Annotated in this window: 22 protein-coding genes and 2 tRNA genes; 9 read left to right on the top strand and 15 right to left on the bottom strand. The window is 58.3% G+C overall.

The window, feature by feature from the left end; translation table 11 throughout:
- Positions 1–41: 41 nt before the first annotated feature.
- Positions 42–932: a LysR substrate-binding domain-containing protein gene (locus ABJI08_RS06865; protein ID WP_348401080.1), complete on the bottom strand. Its 891-nt coding sequence runs from the start codon at positions 930–932 to the stop codon at positions 42–44.
- Positions 933–950: 18 nt separating this feature from the next.
- Between ABJI08_RS06865 and ABJI08_RS06860 the strand changes: the two genes are divergently transcribed.
- Together ABJI08_RS06860 and ABJI08_RS06855 are read left to right on the top strand one after the other, a co-directional pair.
- Positions 951–1,226 carry a hypothetical protein gene (locus ABJI08_RS06860; RefSeq protein WP_348401079.1) on the top strand — a complete coding sequence of 92 codons (276 nt, stop codon included), beginning with the start codon at positions 951–953 and terminating at the stop codon, positions 1,224–1,226.
- Between the two features lie 199 nt (positions 1,227–1,425).
- Positions 1,426–3,363: a DUF3604 domain-containing protein gene (locus ABJI08_RS06855; protein WP_348401078.1), complete on the top strand. Its 1,938-nt coding sequence runs from the start codon at positions 1,426–1,428 to the stop codon at positions 3,361–3,363.
- Positions 3,364–3,432: 69 nt separating this feature from the next.
- On the opposite strand, the gene phbB is transcribed toward ABJI08_RS06855, so the two are convergent.
- From phbB to ABJI08_RS06840, 3 genes are all read right to left on the bottom strand, one after another.
- Positions 3,433–4,158 (bottom strand): acetoacetyl-CoA reductase, encoded by a 726-nt coding sequence (gene phbB / locus ABJI08_RS06850; protein WP_348401077.1) that lies wholly within the window; start codon positions 4,156–4,158, stop codon positions 3,433–3,435.
- Between the two features lie 190 nt (positions 4,159–4,348).
- Complete coding sequence (locus tag ABJI08_RS06845) at positions 4,349–5,524, bottom strand: acetyl-CoA C-acetyltransferase (protein WP_348401076.1); 1,176 nt, start codon at positions 5,522–5,524, stop codon at positions 4,349–4,351.
- Positions 5,525–5,845: 321 nt separating this feature from the next.
- Entirely contained in the window at positions 5,846–7,108 is a 1,263-nt protein-coding gene (locus ABJI08_RS06840; RefSeq protein WP_348401316.1) for a cytochrome c peroxidase, read from the bottom strand.
- Positions 7,109–7,462: 354 nt separating this feature from the next.
- Here ABJI08_RS06840 and ABJI08_RS06835 point away from each other — a divergent pair, with 354 nt between their 5' ends.
- The 5 genes from ABJI08_RS06835 (at position 7,463) to ABJI08_RS06815 (ending at position 13,156) form a co-directional block, all read left to right on the top strand.
- Positions 7,463–9,964, top strand: a complete 2,502-nt coding sequence (locus tag ABJI08_RS06835) for a heavy metal translocating P-type ATPase (RefSeq protein ID WP_348401075.1) — start codon at positions 7,463–7,465, stop codon at positions 9,962–9,964.
- A gap of 14 nt (positions 9,965–9,978) precedes the next feature.
- Positions 9,979–10,374 carry a Cu(I)-responsive transcriptional regulator gene (gene cueR, locus ABJI08_RS06830; RefSeq protein WP_348401074.1) on the top strand — a complete coding sequence of 132 codons (396 nt, stop codon included), beginning with the start codon at positions 9,979–9,981 and terminating at the stop codon, positions 10,372–10,374.
- 319 nt (positions 10,375–10,693) lie between these two features.
- On the top strand, positions 10,694–11,203 hold the full coding sequence (locus tag ABJI08_RS06825; protein ID WP_348401073.1) for a TRAP transporter small permease subunit: 510 nt from the start codon (positions 10,694–10,696) through the stop codon (positions 11,201–11,203).
- Positions 11,200–12,522, top strand: coding sequence for a TRAP transporter large permease (locus ABJI08_RS06820; RefSeq protein ID WP_348401072.1), 1,323 nt, complete (start codon positions 11,200–11,202; stop codon positions 12,520–12,522). Before ABJI08_RS06825 ends, ABJI08_RS06820 begins: the two co-directional genes overlap by 4 nt.
- Before the next feature lie 124 nt (positions 12,523–12,646).
- Positions 12,647–13,156, top strand: a complete 510-nt coding sequence (locus tag ABJI08_RS06815) for a TrmO family methyltransferase (protein WP_348401071.1) — start codon at positions 12,647–12,649, stop codon at positions 13,154–13,156.
- On the opposite strand, the gene ABJI08_RS06810 is transcribed toward ABJI08_RS06815, so the two are convergent.
- From ABJI08_RS06810 to ABJI08_RS06800, 3 genes are all read right to left on the bottom strand, one after another.
- On the bottom strand, positions 13,153–13,983 hold the full coding sequence (locus ABJI08_RS06810) for a universal stress protein (protein WP_348401070.1): 831 nt from the start codon (positions 13,981–13,983) through the stop codon (positions 13,153–13,155). The two genes, ABJI08_RS06815 and ABJI08_RS06810, sit on opposite strands and share 4 nt — an antisense overlap.
- Before the next feature lie 368 nt (positions 13,984–14,351).
- The gene (locus tag ABJI08_RS06805; RefSeq protein ID WP_348401069.1) at positions 14,352–14,975 is read right to left on the bottom strand and encodes a hypothetical protein; all 624 of its coding nucleotides are present in this window, start codon (positions 14,973–14,975) and stop codon (positions 14,352–14,354) included.
- Positions 14,972–15,505, bottom strand: a complete 534-nt coding sequence (locus ABJI08_RS06800) for a DUF2141 domain-containing protein (protein WP_348401068.1) — start codon at positions 15,503–15,505, stop codon at positions 14,972–14,974. Before ABJI08_RS06800 ends, ABJI08_RS06805 begins: the two co-directional genes overlap by 4 nt.
- Positions 15,506–15,676: 171 nt before the next feature.
- On the opposite strand from ABJI08_RS06800, the gene ABJI08_RS06795 reads away from it, so the two are divergent.
- Positions 15,677–16,474, top strand: coding sequence for a LytTR family DNA-binding domain-containing protein (locus ABJI08_RS06795; protein WP_348401067.1), 798 nt, complete (start codon positions 15,677–15,679; stop codon positions 16,472–16,474).
- A gap of 207 nt (positions 16,475–16,681) precedes the next feature.
- Here the strand turns inward: ABJI08_RS06795 and ABJI08_RS06790 are convergent.
- From ABJI08_RS06790 to ABJI08_RS06760, 7 genes are all read right to left on the bottom strand, one after another.
- Positions 16,682–16,756, bottom strand: a tRNA-Glu gene (locus tag ABJI08_RS06790).
- Positions 16,757–16,808: 52 nt separating this feature from the next.
- Positions 16,809–16,883: transfer RNA gene (locus tag ABJI08_RS06785), tRNA-Glu, on the bottom strand.
- Between the two features lie 84 nt (positions 16,884–16,967).
- On the bottom strand, positions 16,968–18,710 hold the full coding sequence (recJ, locus tag ABJI08_RS06780) for a single-stranded-DNA-specific exonuclease RecJ (protein WP_348401066.1): 1,743 nt from the start codon (positions 18,708–18,710) through the stop codon (positions 16,968–16,970).
- Positions 18,707–19,270 (bottom strand): cysteine hydrolase family protein, encoded by a 564-nt coding sequence (locus ABJI08_RS06775; protein WP_348401065.1) that lies wholly within the window; start codon positions 19,268–19,270, stop codon positions 18,707–18,709. Before ABJI08_RS06775 ends, recJ begins: the two co-directional genes overlap by 4 nt.
- Positions 19,271–20,239, bottom strand: a complete 969-nt coding sequence (gene glpX, locus ABJI08_RS06770) for a class II fructose-bisphosphatase (protein WP_348401064.1) — start codon at positions 20,237–20,239, stop codon at positions 19,271–19,273.
- A 163-nt stretch (positions 20,240–20,402) separates the two neighbouring features.
- The gene (locus ABJI08_RS06765; RefSeq protein WP_348401063.1) at positions 20,403–21,689 is read right to left on the bottom strand and encodes a homoserine dehydrogenase; all 1,287 of its coding nucleotides are present in this window, start codon (positions 21,687–21,689) and stop codon (positions 20,403–20,405) included.
- Between the two features lie 117 nt (positions 21,690–21,806).
- Positions 21,807–22,046, bottom strand: coding sequence for a hypothetical protein (locus ABJI08_RS06760; protein ID WP_348401062.1), 240 nt, complete (start codon positions 22,044–22,046; stop codon positions 21,807–21,809).
- Between the two features lie 98 nt (positions 22,047–22,144).
- Between ABJI08_RS06760 and ABJI08_RS06755 the strand changes: the two genes are divergently transcribed.
- Positions 22,145–22,732: a TetR/AcrR family transcriptional regulator gene (locus ABJI08_RS06755; RefSeq protein WP_348401061.1), complete on the top strand. Its 588-nt coding sequence runs from the start codon at positions 22,145–22,147 to the stop codon at positions 22,730–22,732.
- A gap of 27 nt (positions 22,733–22,759) precedes the next feature.
- Here the strand turns inward: ABJI08_RS06755 and ABJI08_RS06750 are convergent, their stop codons facing one another.
- The gene (locus ABJI08_RS06750; RefSeq protein ID WP_348401060.1) at positions 22,760–23,671 is read right to left on the bottom strand and encodes a pirin family protein; all 912 of its coding nucleotides are present in this window, start codon (positions 23,669–23,671) and stop codon (positions 22,760–22,762) included.
- Between the last annotated feature and the right edge of the window lie 28 nt (positions 23,672–23,699).

The following is a 23,699-nucleotide window of genomic DNA, read 5'->3' as shown; positions in this document are numbered from 1 at the left end:
GCCTGACTTACGCCTGACTTGCGTGTGACATCTGGTGGGAGTCATTGCGAAAATACCTGTTTCAACCAGTCGATAAACACACGCGCCTGTGGGCGGACTGGGCCTTTTGGGGTCACGGCATAGTAATTCAGCGTTTTCAAACCTTCTGTGGGAACCCGGCGCAGGCGATCAGCTGACAGTTCGTCCCGGACAAGCAGTTCGGGGGTGGTGATCAGGCCCAGCCCCTGAATTGCGGCGGAAATTTCGTAAGATGCAGACCCCAGCTCCACCGTTTTAATCTTGGCGGGGTCAAGCCCCAGCGTGCGCAGACGTGCCTCTTCATAGGCGATACCTTGGGTGAACAGCCATGGCAGGTCAGAGATGTCGGGCATGTCCGGGTGCACGATATTCGGCGCGCCTGCCACGATAAGCTGGCTTTCTACCAGAAACTCAGCGTCCAGCCCGGGCCAGTCTGGGGTGTTTACCGTGGCGCGGATGCCAAGATCAAACCCGAGAGCGGCAATATCCACAGCTTCGAGCGACGGCATCATAGAGACCTGAATGTCGGGGTGTTTCTTCCAGAATTCATGTAACCGCGGAAGCAGGACCGATTGGGCGATAAAAGTCGTGACCGAGGCCTGAACCGGTGCGCTGGCTTGCGTTGCGGTTAATTCCTGTATGCCGGATGCGATTGTGGCAAATCCATCGCTCAGATGGGTGGCGAGCTGCGCACCGGCATCCGTCATAGAGATGCTGCGCCCGGCGCGGCGGGCCAGTGAAACGCCCAGATCAGCTTCGAGGCTGCGCACCTGTTGGGCCACAGCGGCCTGTGTCACGTTAAGCGCCCTTGCCGCTTTGGCGAAGCTGCCTGTGCGCGCCGTGGCCTCAAAGGCGCGCAGAGAGGAGAGGGATGGGAGCGTATACCAGTTTGGGTCCAACACAATAGTTTTCATATTGTTTAAGAAGTTTTCATGATTTGGATTATTCGCCAAAATTACCTAAATTGCAAGGGAGAATGGCAGTTTCACGAGGTGCACGATATGCAAGTTTTTCCCACAGAAGAGATGCTGCGCGCGTCTGCAAGGTATCATTCCGACGGACGCCCCGCCGATCCCGCGCGGGAGAAATTCAGCGCGTATATGCAAAGCCGTCGGGCAAAGGCAGGGAGCCGTTCGCGCGTGCGTTTCGCGCTGCTCAACGCGCTTACGAGATTGTTTCCTTCGCCTTCCCGGTTTCGTGACACCTGAAAGGCACAAGGCTAAGTCGGAGGCAGCTGCCCAACCGGGTTGCTAAAGCGCGCTTGCCACGGCGGATCATGGCTTATGAAAGTCAGGCCGTCATGCATAGACCTGTGCGAGACGGCTTTTCATGTTAGAATTGGGCATGCCTGAACAGTTTGGTTCTGCGTATCCTGTTTCCTATTCTTTCGATTTTCTGGTGAGCCTCATGACACTAAAGTTTCTCTTTCCACCCGCGATGTCAGCGGCGGTGGCCGCTGTGGCTTTGACCGGCGTGCCAGAACAGGTCTCAGCGCAAGAACTGGGTCATATTGCCAGTACCGGTGCAGGTGATGTGGAATATTCCCCGTTTCTTGCAGAGGATTTTCCAAATCAGGTTCTTTACGGCGATACGCATTTGCACACCGCCTATTCTGCGGATGCCGGTTTGGTGGGGGCGGTTCTGACCCCGGACGATGCCTATAGATTTGCCAAAGGTGAGGAAATCACCTCTTCAAACGGGCAGCGCGCGCGCCTGAAACGCCCGCTGGATTGGCTGGCGGTTACGGATCACGCCGAAAACCTTGGGCTGCCGGTTGCGTTAGAGGATGACGATCCGGTGTTGGCCAAAAGCGCATGGGGTCGTCGGATTTCCGAGATTTATGCACCGCGCACGGTCGAATCCCGGGTGCTGTCTTATGACACTTGGATGCAAGAGGCGCTGAACATTGTGACCGACCCGCTTAAGGGGTCAGGGTTTGATACAATTATGTGGCCTCGCGTAACCGAAGCGGCCGAGCGTCATAATGTGCCCAACGCCTTTACGGCCCTTATTGGGTATGAATGGACATCCGGCCCCAACGGTAACAACCTGCACCGCAACATTATCTTTCGAGATGGCAAGGACGCGGCGGACATGATTGTCCCGATGAGCGCCTATGATTCCGAAGACCCCGAAGATTTGTGGGCTTGGATGGAAAACTACGAGGCTATTTCAGGCGGGCAGGTGTTGGCCATACCCCATAACGGAAACCTGTCTAATGGTTTGATGTTTGGTGATAAAACCCTGTCGGACGTGGCATTGGATGCGGATTACGCTAAACGGCGCGCCCGGTGGGAACCCATTTACGAAATCACCCAGATCAAGGGGGACGGCGAAGCACATCCGCTGTTGTCCCCGAACGATGAATTTGCTGATTACGGCACGTGGGACAAGGGTAGTTTTGGGCCGGAACCAAAAACCGAAGCGATGTTGCCGCGCGAATATGCCCGGACGGCGTGGCAAAGGGGGTTGGCCTATGAGGCTGATTTAGGTGTGAACCCGTTTAAGTTTGGAGTGGTTGGGTCAACGGACTCTCATACCGGGTTGTCCACGGCAGAGGAATCAAACTTTTTCGGCAAGGTGTCGTTGGTCGAACCCACGGCGGACCCAATCCGGTTTGAAGAACGGATCACGGGTCGGTTCACTCCTGATGACCCCAGCGATGACCTGATCCATGCGGATGGGTTGGCCTCTGGGTTGGCGGCGGTCTGGGCCAGAGAAAACACGCGCGAAGCGATTTGGGATGCGTTGAAACGCAAAGAGGTTTTTGCAACAACCGGCACCCGCATTCGTGTACGTGTTTTCGCAGGATTTGACCTTGCGGCTGCGGATCTGGAATTGCCGAATTTTGCACGTCACGGCTACGAAAACGGCGTGCCAATGGGCGGTGATCTTGGTCCGGATGCAAAAGGTCGGGCGCCAACAATGCTTGTGCGGGCGTTGCGAGACCCGGATGGGGCCAATCTGGATCGGGTTCAGATTGTTAAAGGCTGGGTTGATGCATCAGGAACACGTCAGGAAGCCATCTATGACGTCGCGTGGTCAGATGGCCGGGTGCCGGGTGCGGATGGCAGATTGCCACCTGTGGGCAACACCGTTGATCCTGATACGGCAACCTATACCAATGCGATTGGAACAACATTCCTGCAGGCCGCGTGGACAGATCCGGAGTTCGATGCCGCGTTGCGGGCGTTTTATTATGTGCGGGTGCTTGAAATACCGACGCCGCGCTGGACCACATACGACGCGATGGTATTTGGGGTCGACCGTCCGGCGCATCTGAGCCCGGATCAGCAAGAGCGGGCCTATTCATCCCCCATCTGGTACACGCCCGCCAAAGGCTGAGGCGATATAGTCCAAACAAAAAAAGACCGCCCGAAAAGGGGCGGTCTCTTACATTCGTAAGGGCGCGGATCAGACGAAGAACTGCGCACCGTTGGCCGAGATGGTCGAGCCGTTGATAAAGCCCGCATCGTCAGACGCCAGGAACGCCACGCAACGGGCAATCTCTTCTGGTTCACCCAGACGACCTGCAGGAATTTGCGGGATAATCACGTCGTTCAGAACCTTTTCAGGGATCGCACGCACCATTTCGGTGCCGATATAGCCGGGGCAAACAGCGTTGGCAGTAATGCCTGCGCGTGCGCCTTCCTGTGCCAATGACTTCACGATGCCCAGATCACCGGCTTTGGTCGCGGCATAGTTCACCTGAGCGAACTGGCCTTTTTGACCGTTGATCGACGAGATCACGATAACACGGCCAAACTTGCGTTCACGCATGCCGGGCCAGACAGGGTGCACGGTGTTGAAAACGCCGGTCAGGTTGGTGTCGATGACGTCATTCCACTGTTGTGGAGTCATTTTGTGAAACGGTGCGTCGCGGGTGATGCCTGCATTGGCAACCACAACGTCAATCGGGCCAAGATCGGCCTGAACCTGTGCGATGCCTTCGGCGCTGCTGTCATAGTCGCCAACATTCCACTTATAGGTTTTGATGCCTGTGGCTTCGGTGAACTTGGCGGCAGCCTCGTCATTGCCGGCATAGGTGGCCGCAACGGTATAACCGTCGGCCTGCAAGCGTTTGGAAATAGCTTCGCCGATGCCGCGTGAACCGCCGGTAACGAGTGCAACTCTTGCCATGGTAAATCTCCTGTCTGATGTAATCTCTAAGTAATTCTGTTACGCAAAATTGTGCGGGTGTGCAATAATATTACTCAAACATATTGCCGCATCCCAGATTGTTGCGGAGGTGGTGAAAAACAATTCTACTGGTAAGGACAAAAAAGGGCGCCGTACAGCGCCCTTTTTTAGTAAACGAGAGGCGCGTCGCTTATGGGCGCTCAAGGCACATGGCCACGCCCATACCGCCACCGATGCACAAGGTCGCGAGACCTTTTTTGGCACCGCGGCGCTGCATTTCAAACAACAGAGTGTTCAGAACGCGTGCGCCCGAAGCACCGATTGGGTGACCGATGGCGATGGCGCCGCCGTTCACGTTTACAATCGATGGATCCCAGCCCATGTCTTTGTTCACGGCGCAGGCCTGAGCGGCAAACGCTTCGTTGGCTTCCACAAGGTCCAGATCGCCCACGGCCCAACCGGCTTTGTCCAGCGCTTTGCGTGACGCATAGATCGGGCCAACGCCCATGATCGACGGGTCCAGACCAGCAGTGGCATAAGAGGCGATACGGGCCAGAGGCTCGATGCCGCGCTTTTCGGCTTCATCAGCGGACATCACCAGGGCACCAGCAGCGCCGTCATTCAGGCCCGATGCGTTAGCAGCCGTTACGGAGCCGTCTTTGGCAAATGCAGGGCGCATTTTAGCCATGGCTTCGATATTGGCGCCGTGGCGGATGTATTCATCGCTGTCCACGATGATGTCGCCTTTGCGGGTTTTCACGGTAAAGGGTGTGATTTCATCTGCAAACTTGCCTGCCTTCTGGGCGGCTTCGGCTTTGTTCTGCGACCCAACTGCAAATTCGTCCTGCATGTCGCGGCTGATCTGCCACTGGTTGGCGACGTTTTCAGCGGTCTGACCCATGTGGTAGCCGTTGAACGCATCCCAAAGACCGTCGCGGATCATCGAATCGATGTACTTCACGTCACCCATTTTGGTGCCGGGACGCAGGTTCGCCACGTGGGGCGACATGGACATGTTTTCCTGACCACCAGCTGCAACGATGGATGCATCGCCCAGCTGAACGTGCTGTGCGGCCAGAGCTACGGCGCGCAGGCCAGAACCACATACCTGGTTGATGCCCCATGCGGCGCTTTCTTTGGCAAAGCCCGCGTTGATGTGGGCCTGACGGGCAGGGTTTTGGCCTTGGCCGCCGGTCAGAACCTGACCGAGAATTGTTTCGGAAACTTCCGAAGGGTCGACGCCTGCGCGCTCGACCAGAGCTTTGAGAACAGTCGCGCCGAGATCATGGGCGGGGGTGTTGGCGAACGAGCCGCTAAAGCTGCCGACAGCGGTCCGTGCAGCTGAGGCGATCACTACGTTGGTCATAAATTCTTCCTTTACCAAGTGGCGGGGCGAAACGCGCCGGACCGATGGGACGGCACAAGCGCAAGCTCCTGTTTCCGCGCCGTCAATACCGCATTTGCCGCATTGCGGCAACGGTCAGGGTGTCTCAGGTCGCCCATTATGTTGGCATGGGTCCTGAAACTTTTGCGCGACGCATATACGGCCGCGTCCGGGGAATTGCGGTTATGACTTGCAGAACAAAGGTCTAAGGCATGTTTTGAGTGGGCACCTTAGGCACCCGGAGGGGGGGCGCGCCCGGCAATTGCAGTCGAGATATGCGCTAAGTGCATGGCTTTCGCGCATTTATTGATCAACCAAAAGCCCACTGTGAACAGTCGCAGGGACGCCCAGGCGATTCTCCGCAACCCCGGGGTCCTGCAAAGCGCGCAGGAAGGCGACGATGTCAGATACTTCGGCATCGCTCAGGCTGATGGGGGTCAATTCGTTGGCATGCGCAATTGCGGCAAGGTCTTCAGGCGTATTCTGCAGCGCAAAATCGTTGTCATAATCGGGCGGAAGCAACAACGCCATTGTGGGATCATAGGCGTGCAGGCTGGCGACGGGATCAAGGTGGTGACGCACAACGGCTTCGATGGTCGCATATGCCCCGGCATGGCCATAGGGACCGGTCTCGGGCAGGTTACGCAGCGACGGTGTGCGGAACCGATAAGCGTCTTCGGCAGCACCCGTCACCCGCATGCGGCCCACGTCGCGGTTATGGCTTTCAAATCGTGCGGCTTTGCCGGGGCCGATCTGGGGCATGGCGATCGCATGAAAACCGTGATCGGTCTGAAACTGGCCGGAATGGCAGCTGTCGCATTGTGCCTTGCCGTAAAATAACTCCATCCCTTTGGCCGCTGAAGCAGGCAACGGAGTGGCGTCGCGCAAGTAGGTGTCAAACGGGCTGTTGTCCGCGCGCCATTCAAACCGGATGAAATCGGCCATGACATTGGCGATGTCGTGAAACCGGACAGGCGTGTCGGCGCCGATCACTGTGTCAAAGGAAGTGCGATAGGCGGGGATCGCTTCGACACGTTTTGCCAGAATGTCCCAAGCGCCACCCGGACCGGTCAGGAATCCCTGGCGCACGACCTGTGCGACGTCATTCTCCGAGTAATGCCCGGCCATTTCATCGCCTGACAGAACCGGAAACATGGCTTGAGCGGCAAGGGCCGAGTCAAACCCGGCCTCCATTTCCGTGCCCAAAGGCGTGCGAAACCCTGAGGCGCGGGTGACATCCGTTTCAAGGCGGCCATCGTGGAAAAGACGGGTGAATTCGCTGGCCCCAAGGTTAAAGAGTGCGGGCGCGTTACGGGGGATGCGTTGTTCGGGTGGGTTTTCAGGATCAATCTTGCGATCAATGCCCAGCCCAATCCCGCCATCGCCGATTCCGAGCGACAACCCGTCGCCGGTGCCAAGGCGAGGATGGTGACAGGTGGCGCAGGAAACCGTGCGATTGCCGCTGAGGATTGGGTCATAAAACAGCTGCCATCCCAGCTCGACCCGGGTCATATCTGGTTCGGGGAACACCGCATCGGCAGAGGGCAGGGGCCCCGCGGCGGCCATATGAGGTGTGGCGAGGCTGAGAATAGCTATGGTCCAAGTCGCGAAGCGTGCGCGCAGGCCGGGCATTGTGGTCGACGATTTTTCGGCGGTCGTGGCGGCAAGCGCCCCAATCCCGGATGTGCATGGGCCATTTTCAAGGAACATACTGCCCTCCTCTTGCGTCCGTATATTTAATTAAACGCGCAAATTAAATAGAAAATGGCGTTGCTCTCGAACTTTACAGTTCATGCCACACAGAAATCGAGCAATTTCTGCGGCAAGTCGTCCAATATAAGCTGGATTGTCATGGTAGCCTTGACCTTCCCCTTGCTGGAACCTTTATGTACCCTGACAGGCGGCTCAGTCGGTGAAGTCATGACAGATTCTCAAACGATACAAATTCGAATTCAGGGCCTGAACTGTGCGTCCTGCGCAGGGCGTGCGGAACGGGCGCTGGCGGCCGTCACAGGGGTTGATGTTGCGGCTGTAAATCTGGCCAGCGAAACCGCCAGCGTCACCTTTGACACGCCCGCATCTGTGAACGATCTGGTCGAAGCGCTGGAACAGGCCGGGTATCCGGCGGTTTGTGATATCGCGCGGCTGACCATTGGCGACATGAGCTGTGCAGGATGCGTGCGGCGCGCTGAGCAAGCAATGCAATCGGGGCGCGGGGTGATCTCGGCACAGATCAATCTGGCAAGTGAGACTGCAAATGTGACGTATCTTGCGGGGGCAACAACCCCGCCCGAGATCGCGGCGCTGTCCACGGCGGCGGGGTACAAGGCAAACGTGCCGGGTGATCAAACCGCTGCGCCGGATACCAGCAAGCTTGATGCGTTGCGCGACTTGAAACGGCGCACGGCCTGGGCGGCGATATTGGCGGCGCCGGTGTTTGTGCTTGAGATGGGGTCACATATGATCCCGGGTATGCACCATTGGGTGGCAGCACATATCGGTTTGCAAAACAGCTATTATGCGCAATTCCTGCTGGCCGGGTTGGTGCTGATCGGGCCGGGCCGGGCGTTTTACAGCAAGGGATACCCTGCGCTGTTCAAAGGCGCACCGGATATGAATTCTTTGGTGGCGCTGGGCACATCTGCGGCGTTTCTGTTCTCTGCGATATCCACTTTCGCACCCGGGGTTTTGCCGGTGGGCACCGCCAATGTGTATTACGAGGCCGCGGCGGTGATTGTGGTGTTGATCCTGACCGGTCGCCTGATGGAGGCGCGGGCCAAGGGGCAGACGGGCGCCGCCATTCGCAAGCTGATCGGGTTGCAGCCCCGACAGGCGCGGGTTGTCCGGGATGGTGAAATCTCAGACGTGCCGCTGGCGGCGATTGTGGTGGGAGATCATGTGCTGGTACGCCCCGGCGAAAAAATCGCAGTCGACGGGCAAGTGGTTGAGGGTCGGTCGTGGGTGGATGAAAGCATGATCACCGGCGAACCTGTGCCGGTTGAAAAAGGTCAGGGCACACATGTCTTGGGGGGCACGGTGAACGGGCAGGGCGCATTGACCTTCCGGGCTGAGAAAGTTGGCGCTGATACGATGCTGTCCCAGATCATCCGCATGGTGCAGGACGCGCAGGGCGCCAAACTGCCCATTCAGGGGTTGGTGGATCGGATCACTGCGTGGTTTGTGCCCGCTGTGCTGGCGGCGGCGGTGCTGACGGTAGTGACGTGGCTGATATTCGGACCTGATCCGGTGCTGAGCCGGGCTTTGGTGGCAGGGGTTGCGGTGCTGATCATCGCGTGTCCATGCGCCATGGGGCTGGCCACACCCACATCGATTATGGTGGGCACCGGGCGGGCGGCTCAGCTGGGAGTGCTGTTTCGCAAGGGCGACGCATTGCAAAGCCTGCGCGCTTGTCAGGTGGTGGCGTTTGACAAGACCGGTACGCTGACACGTGGCAAGCCGGAATTGACCGACCTAGAGGTCGCGTCGGGATTTCAGGCAGATCACGTCCTTACGCTGGCCGCAGCGATCGAGGCGGCCTCTGAGCATCCGATTGCGCGGGCTTTGGTGCGTGCCGCCGGGCAGGAGGGCAAAGCGCCGCCTGTGGTCACAGGCTTTGCCGCTTTGGCAGGCTTTGGCGTGCGCGGCGAAGTGGACGGACACAACGTTATGATTGGCGCAGAGCGGCTGATGACACGCAAAGGGCTAGACGTTGGCTCATTGAGCGACCGCGCACAGGCGCTGGCGCAAATGGGGCGCACGCCGTTGTTTATCGCCGTCGACGGCCAGATTGCGGCTCTGGTGGGCGTGGCCGATCCGGTCAAGCCGTCGGCGCGGGTCGCGATCCGTGCGTTGCATGATCTGGGGCTCAAGGTCGCTATGATCACCGGGGACAATCGCCAGACGGCGGATGTGATCGCGGCTGAGCTGGGCATTGATCATGTGGTCGCGCAGGTCCTGCCGGACGGAAAGGTCAAAGCGCTGGAAACCTTGCGGGACCAGCATGGCGCGGTGGCATTTGTTGGCGATGGCATCAATGACGCGCCTGCATTGGCGACTGCGGATGTGGGCATTGCCATCGGCACCGGCACCGATGTGGCGATTGAGGCGGCGGATGTGGTGTTGATGTCCGGCGATGTGTGTGGCGTTGTGAACGCAGTGGCGATCAGCAATCAGGTGATCCGCAATATCCGCCAGAACCTGTTCTGGGCGTTTGGCTATAACATCGTGCTGATCCCGGTGGCCGCCGGGGTGTTGTACCCGTTTGGCGGGCCGATGCTGTCGCCGGTTCTGGCGGCAGGCGCCATGGCGTTGTCCAGCGTGTTTGTGCTGAGCAATGCGCTGCGTCTACGCTGGGTTCACCCGGCGCTGGACGAGGATGTCGGAACCCAAGCGGGCATCCCAACACCGGTTCCGGCGCAATAGCAAAGGAGAATGTCATGAATATCGGAGAAGTGGCCAAACGGTCAGGGCTAACGTCCAAGACCATCCGCTATTACGAGGATATCGGCTTTATCACCCCATGTCGCAGCGACAACGGGTATCGGGATTTTGATGACAGAGACCTGCACCGATTGGCCTTTATCGGTCGTGCTCGTTCGCTTGGGTTCACCATCGAAAATTGCCGTGCATTGCTGGAGCTTTACGCAGATCAGCAGCGCGCCAGTGCCGATGTCAAACGGGTTGCGCAAGAGAACCTGCGCGAGATTGATGCCAAGATTGCCGGACTTCAGGACATGCGGTCGACACTGTCGCAGCTGATCGGGGCCTGCGCCGGGGATGAACGCCCCGATTGCCCGATCCTAAAGGACCTGGATCGCAGTTCTACCAACTGACCCGGATCAAACTGTAGACACCTGAACATAGCAAAATTCAATCTTGAATGCCGGATTTTTATTTGCGCCGGACTCTGGTTTGGAGAACAGTGCAGGAGTTGACTGTGACCTTGGGGGAGAGGGTCTTCGACAATTGGCACCGTTCGCGGCCAGACCAGAGCCAGACCGGTGAACGCAGCTTGCTTGCGCCTTGGGTGACGAAAACCTTGACAGGACAGGTAGATAGTGTCGCATTAGGCATAACACTGCGTGCAACGTCAGCACGGGCAACGCAGAGTAACACAGGACAGGGACGGGGTCACAAATCGCAATGTACCAGATGTTGAACACGGGCACCGGATGGTTGGCGCGCTTTGCAGCCATTTTGGGTGGGATCGTGCTTATTGGCCTGATCATAATGACTTGCCTTTCCATCACAGGGCGCGCACTGATCCCGTTGGGGTTAGGGCCGGTTCCGGGCGACTTTGAGCTTGTCGAAGCCGGGGTCGCGTTTTCCATTTTCGCATTCATGCCGTGGTGCCAATACACCAGAGGCCATGCACGGGTGGACCTGTTTCAGGCCGCCTATGGTAAGTTTGCCAACAAGGTGATTGATCTGATCGCCGATGTAATGATGTTCGTAGCGGCCTATGTGATCGCGTGGCGCCTGTATTTGGGCATGATGGACAAGTACAATTACCACGAGACGACCTTTATCCTGCAGTTTGAGATCTGGATGGCCTATGCGGCAGGCTTTTTTGGCGCTGCTGTCTTTGTCATCGTGTCTGCCTTTTGTGTCTTGCGCAGCCTGCGCGCGATTTTCATTAAACCATCGGAACTGACCGCATGAGCAATCTAGAAATTGGCCTTTGGTCGTTCCCGGTTCTGTTAATTCTGATCTTTATCCGCATCCCGATTGGGCTGGCGATGATGGCGGTTGGGGCTGGTGGGACCTATATTGTCTTTGGCTCCACTATGATGACGATGGGCCAGATGAAGCATCTCGTGTACGGGACGTTTTCCAACTATTCGCTGTCGATTGTGCCGCTGTTCCTGCTGATGGGGCAGTTCGCGACGCTGTCGGGCATGTCCAAGGGGTTGTTTAAGGCGGCGGAAAGCTGGCTGGGGCATCTCAAAGGTGGGGTGGCAATGTCGGCCATTGGCGCCTGCGCAGGATTTGGTGCGATCTGCGGCTCATCTCTGGCCACCGCGGCCACAATGGGGCAAGTCGCCTTGCCCGAACTGCGCCGCTACGGCTATAGCGGGCCGCTCGCCACAGGCACGCTGGCCGCTGGGGGCACGCTGGGCATTCTGATCCCGCCCTCTGTCATTCTGGTGATCTACGCCATTCTGACCGAACAGAATATCGCCAAGCTGTTTGTCGCGGCCTTTATTCCCGGCATCCTTGCGGCGATTGGCTATATGCTGGTGATCGCAATTTACGTGCGGGTGGTACCGGGATCGGGCGATGCGCTGGAACCGCAACCTTATTCGGAACGCTTTAAGGCGCTGATCGCGGTCTGGCCTGTGATCCTGATCTTTCTGGCGGTTGTGGGTGGCATTTATTCGGGCATTTTCACCCCAACCGAAGCGGCAGCCGTGGGCGCAGCAGGCACCGGGCTGGTGGCATTGATCTCTGGCGGACTGAACTGGCAGAAGGTTGTGAATTCAATCCTGACCACAGCCAATTCAACCGGCATGATTTTCCTGATTGTGTTGGGTGCGGGCATGTTCAACAGCTTTCTGGCCCTGACGCAGCTGCCTCAGACGTCGGCGCAGTGGGTGCTGGAACAAGGGTTCAGCCCGTGGTTCGTGTTGTTCTGCGTCCTGTTGCTTTACCTGATTTTCGGGTGCGTGATGGACAGCCTGTCGATGGTGTTGCTGACCGTACCGATCTTTTTCCCAATCATGACCTCGCTGGATTTCGGCATGGGCACCGAAGAGTTTGCCCTGTGGTTCGGTATCATTGTTCTGATTGTGGTTGAGGTTGGGCTGATCACGCCGCCGGTGGGGATGAACCTGTTCGTGATCAACACCATGGCGCGCGATATTCCGATCAGCCAGACATTCCGGGGCACCGCGCCCTTTGTGCTGGCTGATATCGTTCGCGTGGCCATTCTGGCGATGTTCCCGTCTATCACGCTGGCGTTGGTCTGGTTGATTTACTAGCCATGCAATTCCTTAAACGCCCGCCACTCAGGTGGGCGTTTCCCGTTCCCGGGCATTGCGACGAATGGTCTGTGGCGCGCGTTTCTTCAGATGTCAGTATGGCACCGTAACAGGAGGTTTGCGCATGGCTGACGATCAACCGGATATTCGCCCCGGAGAAACAACGCTGGGCTTTGATCCAGGCGCACACACAGACGCAACATTGCGATTTATCGGGCGCATTCATACGCCGTGGCAGCGTGGCGATTGCCCCAAAAACGTCACCTCGGCGCGCGAACGTGCAGCGGCAGAGGGCGGTCAGTTCACAGTCAAACTGGATGAGGGTTTTGCGCCCGGATTGATCGGGTTAGAGCCCGGTCGTGGGATATTTCTGATCTATTGGATGCACCGTGCGCGGCGTGATCTGATCACTCAGGCACCGCGCCATGCTCAATACGCGCGCGGTACGTTTTCGCTGCGATCGCCCAACCGGCCCAATCCGCTGGCGATGTCGGCGGTGACGATCACGTCACTTGATCCCGAGACTGGAGAAATCGGGATTGATGCCATCGATTGTTTTGACGGCACGCCGCTGGTCGATATCAAGCCGTGGACAGCGGGCGTGGATACGCCCGTGCCCCTGGCTGAAGGTTAACGCGACAGAGGCGGCGACATCAGAATGTCGGCAGGTGGATCGCGCAGCAGGTCGGCGGCAAAGCTGCCCAGTCTGTGCAGCGCCAGCCCGCGCGTGTGGGTGCCACATACGATCAGGTCGGGCGCGACTTCGGTCAGCTTGTCCGTCAACGTTTTGGTGACACTGCCTGTGATAATCTCGGCTGGTTCATAGCCTTCCGGCTGTTGATACGCCTCCAGCCAGGCCTCGCGTTTCTGTTCGGTTTCCCGGCGCACAGCGCGCGACATTTCTGTGCCGTGCGACCCGCCTGTCAATCCGGCAAAGGGTACATGCAGGGCGTGAAACGCCGTCATGGTGGCCTCGGGTGCGATCACAGCGGCAGAGCGCAGCGCCGCTGCGCAAGCCTCGGAAAAGCTGATCGGGGCAAGAATGGTGTCATAGTCTGCGTCGGCGAGATCTTTGACAACGAGCACCGGCACCATGCTGGCAGCCACTATGCGTTCAGACGTGGATTCCCGCAAACGGTCCAGAAATCCGCGACGCCGATGCACGCCCAGAACCAGCAGATCGGCCTGTTCACCAATTGCATATTCATTCACCATTTCAACGGGATCGCCGGACAGAACAGTGACAGAGGTGTTTTCAGACGCATCCAGCGTACCGATATAGGTCGTCAGGCGTTCCGAAATACTTTCGGAAAGCTGGGTCACCATATCCTCGGGCATTGCGTCGTCTACGATCGAGACCACATGGGCGTGGGCCTGAAGCTTGGCCGCAAGACGCAAAGCTCGGTGCAACGCGCGATCTGAACGCGGCGACAGGTCGGTGGCAACAACAATGGTTTTCAATGGAACCTCCAGAAAGGGACGGAATGGCAGCGCCGAAATTGGCCTTAGACATAACATAGGACGAATGTGGTGCCTGACAAAGGGAACGTGACGGAAAATCGCAGGTTGCCGCGATTTTATGGGCGAAAGTCGAAATGCGCACACTCTGCCGGGCGTGACTGGCCATAAAACGTGGCAAAAAGATGCTAATACCGCATTCTGCAGCCGGTCAGGATCGTGTTCATTTTTCACGACAGCGCATCAGCACACGATAGGGGATGGTATTGGCGGCGATGCCCCAACGGTCGACCTCGGCCAGAATATCTTCGATCCTTTGGTCAACCGTTGCAAGGCAACCTCCTCCACAAGCCGCAAGCTGAAGCCTTGGCCTAGGATGTCGCCACGAAGCCGGAAGAACGCCAGGCGGAAACACCAATGGCGATAAGGGCTGCGCCAAACGCGGCTGCCGTAATCCGGGCCGCCATCAGGTCGCCGAGCGGGCTGAGGCCAAAACCAAACGCAAGTGAGGCGATTATCATGGCGGTGGCGACCGGTTTGGACAGAATCTTTCCTTTCATCCAGCCAAAGGCCAGCGCGGCATAGCCAAGAACGGTCAGACCTCCGGCGAGCGGGAAGAAGACCGCAACCGGCCCCATTGCATCGCCCGCGCCGTGATCGATGATCACATTCGGATAGTGTCGGGCCAGGTACGGCGCGATCAGAACTTCGTAGTAGTCCAGACCGAAAATCAACATCATCCCAATGAAGAGAGAGACATATCCACCAAGCCCCCAGCCGCCGGAACGGGTGGCGGTTGGTGCATAAAGTGTGGTTGTGCCCAGAAGCCCAAGCACCAAAGACAGCGCAAAGAGTGCATGGATTATCACCCAGAATGTCGAGCCGATTGTTTCCGGAGCCATATGGTGTGGATGCGACACATATGAGTATCCCAAGGCGAAACCGCTGATGATCATACCCGCCGCTCCGGCGCGGGTGATTGTGGTGACGTTCATAGGAATATTCCTTTCTGGATAGGGCGATGTGCGCGGCGACGGCCGACGGCGGCAAGGGCAAATAAAGCCATCAGCGCGGCGGCTCCGGTCGCTGCGATCTGGGCTATAGTGACAAACGCATTGGTTCGCATCGTGATACGTTGGGGCGCGACACCCGTCCCAATATCGAAGGCAACGTCGTCGAATGCGGGCAGCCCGATGCTGGTCCATGTCCCATTCGAAAACCCATAAGGTTCAACCGGAAGACCGAATATTGGCCGGTCCAGCGCGTCGTTTGCGTTTTTGTCATGATGCGCAATGATTGCGTATGTTCCGGGCGCAACCGAGCCAGACCACATTGCCCGCCCGTGCTTGATAGGGACGGACGCAGTATGCGTGACGGGCCGATGACCCGAATAGGCTTCGTTGCCTTCCATCAATACGATCCGGGCTCGCCCGCTGTCGCTGGCAAAGCCGGTCATTGTCAGGTCAACTTGCCCGGCATCAGCGCTGGTTGAGGCAAGAGCGGCGGAGAGTATTAAAAATCGCATGACGCAAGTCATCTGGTGGTGCCTTTCTGTGTTTGGACTGCTGGCATGACGTTGGCGCTTTGCTGATTTTTTGCCAGCAAGCCTTCGGAAACGTTGCGATTTCTTCGTTATCGACGTTCGTGGTACAGTTCACGAAGCGTGACCCGTACAGTCAGTTGGTGGACCAAAACGATGAAAGCGATCAGATCAAATCTTGCTTTGCGCTATGTTGTGGCGATGGCGCTGACATGTGCGCTGATGATCTGGATTTCGATCAACGAAGAAGGCAGCAGGCAGGCGATTCCCGGTCAGATCGTGTTTTGGAGTATTGCGATCACAGCCGGTTGGTTGCAGATGATCCTGATTTCGCGTGGCGTTCGCGCGACTTTTGGAACTGAGATGGTTGCAGGGTGGGTTTTATTGATGGCGACGGCTATTATCGGGGCCGTGCCGCTGACCTTTGAGGTGCGGTTTCTGCTTGACGCAATTGTTGCACCGGTGCGTGGTCTTCCTCCGCCCTGGCTGACCTATCTGAACGTGATGGTCATCAATCTGGTTTTTTGTCTGGTTCAGTACATTCTGATCGAGCGATGGCCTTTGTTTGACGAGCATAAAAAAGATCAGGCAGAAGGTGTTTCGACACCAGCAGAAGAGGGCGGTTCAACAGATATCCGGCCAAACGTAGCCCGGTTAGAGCGGCGGCCCGAAGGGCTTTCCGGCATCATTCAGTTTATGCGCATGGAAGACCATTATCTGCATGTCCATACCAACGAAGGGACCGGGATGATGTTGCACAGGATGAGCGACGCCAAGCGCGAGTTGACCAATACAGACGGGTTGCAGGTTCACAAGTCATGGTGGGTTTCGGCAGCAGCCGTGGACGAGATTCGCCACGAGAATCGAAAACGCGTCATTCGAACCAAGGACGGCACGGAAATACCGGTTGGCCGGTCTTTTGAAGGGGCTTTGAAATCTGCCGGATGGATTTGACCGGTTGCGAAATCGAGGCCGGAGATCGGCGTTCATATCGTCAGATTGAGATCATTGGACCGGCGGTGTTCAACACTAAAATGAGTGTTCTATACACTTGTCGCAAGGACCATCCCGTTGACCAGATGCACACCGCAAAACGTGGTGACACGACCTTGCCGAGCGTATCAGCAGTGGAACCAAATTGAAGGATATCAAGGGATAAAGTGGCAGCCCGTACGAGAATCGAACTCGTCTTTCCAGGTTGAAAACCTGGCGTCCTAACCGATAGACGAACGGGCCATGTGAACCGTTGGTTCCTGAATACTTCCGAAGTTTCGGAAAAATGCTTCGGTGGCAGCCCGTACGAGAATCGAACTCGTCTTTCCAGGTTGAAAACCTGGCGTCCTAACCGATAGACGAACGGGCCGTGCCGAAGCGTGAGCCGGTATTTAGGCAAACAGCCTTCGGTGCGCAAGTGAAAATATCAGACTCGGTTGCGATTTTTTCGGGATCAGGCCGGGGCGGCGTCTTCCAGTCGCAGCTGGACCGACTGGCGTCCACCCCAGCTGTTGATTTCCAGCCGTCCGGCAAGATGAAACCGGGCGCCGCCATGTGATTCCAGCGCCGGACCAAGCGGTCCGTCAAAGGCGCCAAAGCAAATGGCATCGATCCGCGCGCCTAACCCGTCGCCGAACGTGATTTTGAGGTGGCTGTCGCCGACGCGCTTGGCAAAGCGAATCTCTACCTCGGGAAAAGCAAAGCGCGGGGCGGCAGCGCCTGCGCCAAACGGGCCTGCTTTTTCGATGTCCTGAATCAACTCGACCGTTGCGGCGCCCGGCATGAGCAGGCCTTCAACCTTGAGGTCGGCCGGACCGGCATCCCCTGCGCCCTGTTTGACCAGCAATTCGGCCAGCCGCGCCATGGCGGCATCAAGCTGATCGCGGGCCACTGTCAGGCCTGCCGCCATTTTGTGTCCGCCCCCTTTGAGCAAGAGCTCTTCGGCGACCAGTTTCTGGATCGAGGCCCCGAGATCGACGCCAGAGATCGAGCGGCCCGAGCCTTTGCCCTCGTCGCCGTCCAATCCAATGACAATCGCCGGGCGGTTGGTGGCCTCTTTCAGGCGGCTGGCGACAATGCCCACGACGCCGGGATGCCAGCCTTCGCCCGCAGCCCAGACCAGCGGCGCGTCAAGCCCACGTGCTTCGGCCTGTTCCATCGCGGCAGCGCGCACAGCGGATTCGATGTCGCGCCGTTCCGTGTTCAGCTGATCCAGCCGATCCGCCATCGCTCCGGCCTCGGCCGCGTTGTTGGTGGACAAAAGACGCGCACCCAGATCGGCCTGACCGATACGCCCGCCCGCATTGACGCGGGGACCCAGCAGAAACCCAAGATGATAGGTATTTGGCGTGGCGTCCATGCGCGACACGTCAGACAGGGCAACAATGCCGGGACGGTCGCGCCGTGCCATCACCTTAAGACCCTGACGCACAAGCGCACGGTTGACGCCAACCAATGGTGCCACATCAGCCACAGTGGCCAGCGCCACAAGATCCAGAAGTGCGATCAGGTCCGGGCCTGCCGTGCCTTGGCTCCGCATTTGGCGGTTGGCTTCGACCAGCATCAGGAACACCACCGATGCGGCACACAGATGCGCCAGATCACCGGATTCATCCTGCCGGTTCGGGTTCACTACAGCGTAACAATCGGGCAGCGTTTCGCCGCCGAGGTGGTGATCCAGCACAATCACATCCGCCCCAACGGCGGCAGCAATCGGACCATGGCTCAGCGTGCCGCAGTCCACGCAGATGATCAGATCATGATCACGGGCCAGCGCGGCCATGGCGGCTTCGTTGGGCCCATAGCCTTCGTCAATGCGGTCCGGGACATAAAGCGTGGCTTGCAGGTTCAGATCGCGCAGCCACGTGATCAGCAAGGCGGCAGAGCTGCCGCCATCTACGTCGTAATCGGCAAAGACGGCAATGCGCTGGCGCGCGCTGACAGCCGCCAGAAACCGGGTGGCGGCGGTTTCCATGTCTTTGATGCTGCGCGGGTCTGGCAACAAATCGGCCAGTTTGGGCTCCAGAAAGCTGGCTGCGTCCTGCGCGGTCACACCACGCCGTGCCAGCACAGCGCACAGCGCCGGGGGCAGGGTGGTGTCCTGCGCCAGTTGTTCTGAGGCGCGGGTCAGTTCGACCGAGGGGCCAATCCAGCGACGGCCGGTCAGTGATTGTGACACGTCCAGAAAATCGTTCATGTCATGTCTTTCAGAATGTCATCGGTGCTGCGGGCCTGGGCAAATTCTCCGTGCAACATCGAAACCTCTGCATCATGTATTTGTTGCGCGCTCAGGGCAGGCAGGCCAGCGCGCCACGTGGTGCGCGCATGCGTGTCAAACGCGGCGCAGGCGTCATGGGCCAGCCAGACGTCAAAGCCCAGATTGGCCGCCATCCGCACCGACGTCGAAATGCACTGGGGTGTCGAAAGCCCCGCAATCACCACGCCTGTTGCGCCAATCTGGTGCAAATGGGTTTCCAGCTTGGTGCCGATAAAGGCCGAATTGGTCTGCTTGGCAAAGACCGGCTCGGCGCCCACAGGCGCGACAAGTGCTTTGATGGCGTTGCCGCCATTGTCGGGGTGCAGCGGGCTGGATGGGCGTGTCGAGAAGTGCTGAACATGCGCCACAGGAGCCCCGGAAATGCGAAAGCGCGCCAAAAGGCGCGCCGCATTGTCTTCGGCATCGGGATTGTTGCGGGCACCCCAAAGAGGGCTATCCATGCCCTCCTGGATGTCAATCAGGACAAGTGCCCGCGTCATTTAATCCTCGATTGGTGCGCGATAGGACATGCGCCGTACCGAGCCGGATTTCGAGCGCATCAACAGAGTTGTTGTCTCAACCCAGCCGGGTTGGCGTCTGATCGCGGGCAAAAGCGAACCGCCCGTCACGCCTGTGGCGGCAAAGATCACGTCACCGGTGACCATCTCGTCGCGGCTGTAAATCCGGTCCAGATCAGTGATGCCTGCCTTGGCGGCGCGGCCACGTTCGTCGTCGTTGCGGAACGTCAGGCGTCCCCACATCTGGCCACCCATGCATTTCAGAGCTGAAGCTGCCAGCACGCCTTCGGGTGCGCCACCAGAGCCCATATACATATCGATGCCGGTGATGTCAGCTTCGGCGCAGTGCATTACACCAGCCACGTCACCATCAGTGATTAGACGGATCGAGGCGCCGGTTTCGCGCACTTGTGCGATCATGTCTTCGTGGCGCGGGCGTTCCAGAATGCAGACGGTGATGTCGCTTGTGTCACAGCCTTTGGCCGCGGCCAGCTTTTCCACCCGTTCCTTGGGGCTCATCTCCAGGGTGACAACGTTTTCTTCAAATCCCGGCCCAATGGCGAGCTTGTCCATGTAAACGTCAGGTGCGTGCAGCATGGAGCCGCGCGGTCCCATGGCAATCACGGTCAGAGCGTTGGGCATGTCCTTGGCGGTCAACGTGGTGCCTTCCAGAGGGTCCAGTGCGATATCCACACCGGGGCCGTCGCCAGTGCCTACTTCTTCTCCAATGAACAACATTGGCGCTTCGTCACGTTCGCCTTCACCAATCACCACAACACCAGCAATTTCCAGCAGGTTCAGCTGCTCACGCATCGCGTTGACGGCGGCCTGATCCGCGGCCTTCTCATCCCCGTTGCCAATCAGTTTGGCAGACGCAATGGCGGCCTGCTCGGCAACACGTGCCAGGCCGAGTGAAAGCATACGGTCATGAAATTCCGCTTTGTTGGTCATGGAAAATTCCTTGTTTGAGGGTCCAACCCCGGAATAACTCAGTGGCAGCGGTGCTACAACCCCATGTCCGGCATGTTCCCAAATACAAAACGGCGGCCCAAAAACCAATGCACCCAACGGTTTTGCCCGTTGGGTGCGAAAGTTCAGAACATTTAGGGTTTGTTCAGACGCTCTCTATGCGCAGGGCCACAGGGTCGGCGGCCATCACGCCAGAGGCGCGCATCGCATCAATCGCGGCATCCAGATCAGCGCGCTGGGTCTTGTGCGTGACAATCAGAACGGGTGCAGCGGTGTCGTCGTGGCGGGTCTGGCGCATACGGTCGATGCTGATACCGTGTTCGCCCAGGGCGGCGGCGATTTTGGCAAGCGCGCCGGGACGATCCTGTAGCGTCAGGTGCAGATAGTACGGTGCCGGAGAGTTGGACTGGGCGGCTTTGGCCGTGGTCAGTTCAAGCGCCGGGATGCCAAAGGTCGACAATCGGAACCCGCGCGCAATATCACAAACGTCGCCTAAAACGGCGCTTGCGGTCGGGCCTTCGCCCGCACCGGGGCCGCGCATAACAACCTGTTCCACTGCGTCGCCTTCGATGACAACCATATTCGTGCCGCCCTTAAGCTGGCCCAGTGGGCTGTCTGCAGGCACCAGGCACGGCGACATGCGTTGTTCCAACCCGCGACCAGTCATCTGAGCGACACCCAGAAGCTTGATCTTATAGCCAAGATCTTCGGCCTGACGGATGTCTTCGATGGAAATGCGCTGAATGCCTTCCAGCTCGACCCCTTCGAAATTCACCCGCGTGCCAAACGCGATGGACGACAGCAGAGCCAGTTTGTGCCCTGCATCAATGCCACCCACGTCCAGATTTGGATCGGCCTCAAGATAGCCAAGCTTGCTGGCCTCTTCAAAAACCTCATCATAAGGCAGGCCCGCATCCTGCATCCGGGTCAGGATGTAATTGCAGGTGCCGTTCATGACGCCCATGACACGGGTGATGTCATTCCCGGCCAGTCCTTCGGTCAGCGCCTTGATGACGGGTATGCCCCCGGCAACAGCGGCCTCAAACCGGATCACGCGCCCAGCCGCTTCGGCGGCTTCCGCCAAATTCTGACCGTGGTGCGCCAGCAAAGCCTTGTTGGCGGTCACAACATCCTTACCGGACGCAAGTGCCGCCTCGATCGAGGCTTTGGCAGGGCCATTTTCGCCGCCCATCAATTCAACAAAGACATCGACATCGTCGCGTTTTGCCAATGCAACGGGGTCGTCTTCCCACGCATAGCCGGACAGGCTGACGCCGCGATCCTTGTTACGCGAACGGGCGCTGATGGCTGTGATGACCACGGGACGTCCGGTGCGCACGGCCAAAAGATTGGCTTTCTGGCGGACAATCTTGACGACGCCGACTCCGACGGTGCCAAGCCCGGCAATCCCAAGACGCAGGGGGGTGGTCATCTGGCGTTCTCCTTGATGGTGCATTTTTTACTGAGCGCCATGTATCCGGTTCCGATGAGCTGTGCAACGGCGCCACGTCGCGGCCTCGCAAAACAATTTGCACCAATCAGGCGATGCCTATTGAACAGGCGTGTTCCTCAGCTCCTGTGCCCGGCGTTTCAACCGATTTGCCCGCGCTTCCAGTTCGTCTTCGCTGTTTTCGGAAATCCGGGGCGTGTCCAAAACCAGCGTTTCCTCAAGCGGCACCAGATCAGGATAGTCCGCAGCCGCCGCATCACGATCGTCGATCTGTTGACTGGTCGTTTCAGGACTGCAGGCCACCAGAGCGAGAATAGAAAGAAGCAGGGCGTGTTTCATGGGGCCTCGGGATCAAAAGTTGCGCCTGTTTTGCCCCGGCGCAGGCCACAAGGCAAGCAGGGGTTTTATAAGAACACGTGTTCAGATAATCTGACCTCATGGCAAGAACGGCAGGATCACACTCTGACATCACTGGCCCGCGTGTGCGCGCGGCTGCGCTGAAACTGTTTGCGCAACATGGCTATGCTGCAGTGTCGATGCGCCAGATTGCGCGCGATGTTGGGGTGCAGGCGGGCGCGCTCTATAATTACACGCCAGACAAGCAGACGCTGTTGTTTGACCTGATGCGCAACCACATGCACGAGCTGATGCAGGCGCGACAAGAGTTGCCAGCCCCCGAAGATGCGCAATCCGCGCTGGAGCAGTTCACTCGGTTTCACTTGCAATTCCACGCAGAACGCCCGGATGAGGTGTTTATTGCTTATATGGAATTACGCAATCTCAACCCCGAGAACTTTGCAGAGATTGAGACGCTGCGCCGGCGCTATGAGGATGCACTGGAAGACATCCTCAAGACCGGGGTCGCCAGCGGGCAGTTTCAGGTGCACGACACCAAAATCGCAGCCATGGCGGTGATTGCAATGCTGACCGGGGTCAATACGTGGTTTCGTCAGGGGGGGCGTCTATCGCTGGGCGAGGTCGAGAAAATCTACTGGGACATGGTGCGCAAATCGGTGCACGCCTGAGGTCGGAACCGCGCCGCCCAATTTGGATCAATGGGCCGGTTTGATGAATGTGCCGTTGCGCAATTCGGAAAACGCCTGTCGCAGCTCGGCCTGTGTGTTCATCACAATCGGGCCGTGCCATGCCACTGGTTCCTGAATGGGCGTGCCTGAAATCAGCAGAAAGCGCACTCCCTGTTCGCCTGCCTGAACGGTCACTTCGTCGCCTGTACCAAATCGGATCAGCGTGCGGTCGCCCGACATATCGCGGATGTTAACCTCTTCTCCGGCGACTTCTTTCTCTAACAGAATTCCGGTGGGGGTGCTGGCATCAGCAAAGGCGGCGTCGCCTTCGAACACATAGGCAAATGCGCGCCGGTATGTATCAACGGGCAAGGTCTTTTTCACGCCTGCAGGGATTGTGACGTCCAAAAATACCGGATCAGCAGCAATGCCATCCACCGGGCCATTCTGCCCCCAAAAACTGCCGATGATCACACGCACCCGGGTGCCATCATCGTCAATGATCTCGGGGATTTCCCGCGCTGCAACGTCCTGATAGCACGGGTTGGTCATTTTGAGCGCGCCGGGCAGGTTCGCCCACAGCTGAAACCCGTGATTGCCGCCACGCGCGTCGGGTTTTGGCATTTCCTGATGCATGATGCCGGACCCGGCGGTCATCCATTGCACATCGCCTGCGCCCAGATGTCCGGTATTGCCCAGCGAATCCTGATGTTCGACCGCGCCCGACAGAATATAGGTGATCGTCTCGATGCCGCGATGCGGGTGCCAGGGGAACCCGGCCTGATATTTGGCCGGATCATCATTGCGGAAATGATCCATCATCAGAAAGGGATCAAGCTCGTCAGGATCGCGAAACCCAAAGGCGCGGTGCAGATGCACGCCGGCGCCCTCCATCGTGGGTTGGGATTTGCGGGTTTCCAGTATCGGGCGGACGGACATGATAAGTCTCCTTTCGCTTTAGAACCTA

It is taken from the genome of Shimia sp., from assembly GCF_039969785.1.
Taxonomy (GTDB): domain Bacteria; phylum Pseudomonadota; class Alphaproteobacteria; order Rhodobacterales; family Rhodobacteraceae; genus Shimia.
This window is presented reverse-complemented; position numbering and strand designations above follow the sequence as displayed.

Bases quoted from the DNA above. Each gene is read 5' to 3' on its own strand.
- ABJI08_RS06865 (WP_348401080.1), bottom strand. From the start codon at position 932: ATGAAAACTATTGTGTTGGACCCAAACTGGTATACGCTCCCATCCCTC.
- ABJI08_RS06860 (WP_348401079.1), top strand. From the start codon at position 951: ATGATTTGGATTATTCGCCAAAATTACCTAAATTGCAAGGGAGAATGG.
- ABJI08_RS06855 (WP_348401078.1), top strand. From the start codon at position 1,426: ATGACACTAAAGTTTCTCTTTCCACCCGCGATGTCAGCGGCGGTGGCC.
- phbB (WP_348401077.1), bottom strand. From the start codon at position 4,158: ATGGCAAGAGTTGCACTCGTTACCGGCGGTTCACGCGGCATCGGCGAA.
- ABJI08_RS06845 (WP_348401076.1), bottom strand. From the start codon at position 5,524: ATGACCAACGTAGTGATCGCCTCAGCTGCACGGACCGCTGTCGGCAGC.
- ABJI08_RS06840 (WP_348401316.1), bottom strand. From the start codon at position 7,108: ATGGCCGCCGCGGGGCCCCTGCCCTCTGCCGATGCGGTGTTCCCCGAA.
- ABJI08_RS06835 (WP_348401075.1), top strand. From the start codon at position 7,463: ATGACAGATTCTCAAACGATACAAATTCGAATTCAGGGCCTGAACTGT.
- cueR (WP_348401074.1), top strand. From the start codon at position 9,979: ATGAATATCGGAGAAGTGGCCAAACGGTCAGGGCTAACGTCCAAGACC.
- ABJI08_RS06825 (WP_348401073.1), top strand. From the start codon at position 10,694: ATGTTGAACACGGGCACCGGATGGTTGGCGCGCTTTGCAGCCATTTTG.
- ABJI08_RS06820 (WP_348401072.1), top strand. From the start codon at position 11,200: ATGAGCAATCTAGAAATTGGCCTTTGGTCGTTCCCGGTTCTGTTAATT.
- ABJI08_RS06815 (WP_348401071.1), top strand. From the start codon at position 12,647: ATGGCTGACGATCAACCGGATATTCGCCCCGGAGAAACAACGCTGGGC.
- ABJI08_RS06805 (WP_348401069.1), bottom strand. From the start codon at position 14,975: ATGAACGTCACCACAATCACCCGCGCCGGAGCGGCGGGTATGATCATC.
- ABJI08_RS06800 (WP_348401068.1), bottom strand. From the start codon at position 15,505: ATGCGATTTTTAATACTCTCCGCCGCTCTTGCCTCAACCAGCGCTGAT.
- ABJI08_RS06795 (WP_348401067.1), top strand. From the start codon at position 15,677: ATGAAAGCGATCAGATCAAATCTTGCTTTGCGCTATGTTGTGGCGATG.
- recJ (WP_348401066.1), bottom strand. From the start codon at position 18,710: ATGAACGATTTTCTGGACGTGTCACAATCACTGACCGGCCGTCGCTGG.
- ABJI08_RS06775 (WP_348401065.1), bottom strand. From the start codon at position 19,270: ATGACGCGGGCACTTGTCCTGATTGACATCCAGGAGGGCATGGATAGC.
- glpX (WP_348401064.1), bottom strand. From the start codon at position 20,239: ATGACCAACAAAGCGGAATTTCATGACCGTATGCTTTCACTCGGCCTG.
- ABJI08_RS06765 (WP_348401063.1), bottom strand. From the start codon at position 21,689: ATGACCACCCCCCTGCGTCTTGGGATTGCCGGGCTTGGCACCGTCGGA.
- ABJI08_RS06760 (WP_348401062.1), bottom strand. From the start codon at position 22,046: ATGAAACACGCCCTGCTTCTTTCTATTCTCGCTCTGGTGGCCTGCAGT.
- ABJI08_RS06755 (WP_348401061.1), top strand. From the start codon at position 22,145: ATGGCAAGAACGGCAGGATCACACTCTGACATCACTGGCCCGCGTGTG.
- ABJI08_RS06750 (WP_348401060.1), bottom strand. From the start codon at position 23,671: ATGTCCGTCCGCCCGATACTGGAAACCCGCAAATCCCAACCCACGATG.